Genomic DNA, 1,989 nt, shown 5'->3' with positions numbered 1-1,989 from the left:
AGCATACTGCCAGTTTTAGCAAACACGTGGTTTTTCAACGGAGATTTATTGAAATAGCGTTTATAGCGCAAAGTACCACTTACACCAGATTGTGGTAACAACTCGAGTAAGAAGCGGTATTCAGGTTGTTGGTATAGGGTAGTAAGTACACTTAATACGTGTTCAGGCGTGAGTAAATTATAACGCGACAAACCAGAGCCATCAGCGATGTTTGCATTTGATAAATCGATGCCAATTGAATACAGAATGGTTTTCAATGCTTGGCCACTCCGGGCAAAGTCACTTGGTGCTTGATAATAAACCTCACCCAATTTTTTTAATAAACTGTCGGCAATTAAATTATCTGATTTGAGCAACATGGTTTCAAGTAACTGAGGCAAGGCTGCAGATTGGTGGCTGGCGATGACTTGTCTTTGAGCCATAAACTGCGCTTCTGTGTTCATTATACTTGCTGTAATGGGTTGCTGATGCACAATGCCTAAAGAAGCCAATTGTTTGGCTACGATCTGTTGCGCGTACAATTGTGGTTCGGTAATAGCTATTGCTAAAGGTAACGATTTAGCCCCGACATGACAGCCACTCAGATGATAGCGATTATTATCGAAACGACTTAACGTTAATTGACACTGTGGTACTGATTCCGTGAGGTATGCAGGAAGCACAACCGCATCAGTTAATGTCTGAACAGCGGGTTTAGCGACAGGTCGGTTGACAATTGGGGTGACAAAATAAGCATCATTGCTGATTTCAATGGGCCGATTTCCCATCATGGTGATGTTGGCCACTTTATTGTAGCCCGTTGTTGCTAATCGACCATAGACACAATTTTTATCGATGATGAAAGGCGATATTGGCGCCGCGTAGCAGATCCCTAAATCATCCCATACCCAACCAGGCGCCTGCAGTTGGCTATCTTGCTCGCTGGTTAATACAATATTCCCCGTAAGCTCAGTAATACCTAACTGACTTAAAGAGGCAAGTAACTGTCGCAAATCTTGGTATTTTAAGGTTGGATCGCCACTAAATTCTATGTAAATGTCGCCAGAATATATGCCATTTTCAATCAAACTTTTATCCAGCGGTTGCTGGGCTAACGTGGTTAAGCGAGTTTGGTAAATAAAGTCTTTACCGAGTTGTTTAGTTGCAGCCAATGCAGTTAATAGTTTTTGAACACTTGCCGGCTGCATTAACGATTGATTGTTGTACTCAAATACTGTTTTTTGAGTCGTCATGTCCCACACTGTGATGCCTAGCTGTGAATGTGCTGGTTTTAGTAGCTGCAGCATATTATCAAGATACAATGCTGTAGGTTGCTGGTTAATATTATCGCTATTGATTGTTTGTTGCTGACTCAGTGCTACCTGGCTGGGGACTTCTGCTGCGAGCGATACATTGGGCAGGCTTGAGGTAATAAATGCTCCTAGCAGACATAAAGCTTGAGTGAACCGCAAAGATGGTTGTTTATTAAAGAAACGAGGCTGGGGGAGACAAAAAAGAATGGAATTCATAAAAGCCTATAACAAGAGTTCAGTAACGATAGGTTATGTTAGCTGATGATATCCTTGCCTGATACGCATTTGATGATTTTTGGTTATATTTCCTTATTTATGATTATGTAAATTGGTGTTTTAGTTGGCTAGTTAGCAAGCAATCTTGCTTTATTGCGCAAATTAACAACAAAAAAGCGTACTAAAACCGCCGTTAAGTGAGAAAAATCTTGCTCATCACCTTGTTAGTCGGTAATTTCTATCAGCTTAACAGAACGCCAAGCTCGCTCACTCTGTCAGATTTAGATGCCTAAGAGCTGCAATAGTACAATTTTACAGCATGTTGTGGCGTGATATAAGTTGATTAGAGCGGATAGACTGACCAGGATAAACCATCTAACAATGATATTTATTATTGCAATGTTTATCTCGTTAACACTATCTATATTTCGTTATTAGTTACATCTTCAATTGATGTTTATGTTACTTATTCCCTCATTTT

At 40.3% G+C, this 1,989-nt stretch carries 1 protein-coding gene; it reads right to left on the bottom strand.

Features of this window, described 5'->3' with window-relative positions; genetic code table 11:
- On the bottom strand, nucleotides 1-1,508 hold a 1,508-nt coding region (gene dacB / locus CXF78_RS15485), incomplete at its 3' end, for a D-alanyl-D-alanine carboxypeptidase/D-alanyl-D-alanine endopeptidase (protein ID WP_102037291.1).
- Between the last annotated feature and the right edge of the window lie 481 nt (nucleotides 1,509-1,989).

Source organism: Shewanella sp. 11B5, assembly GCF_002836795.1.
GTDB lineage: Bacteria > Pseudomonadota > Gammaproteobacteria > Enterobacterales > Shewanellaceae > Shewanella > Shewanella frigidimarina.
This window is presented reverse-complemented; position numbering and strand designations above follow the sequence as displayed.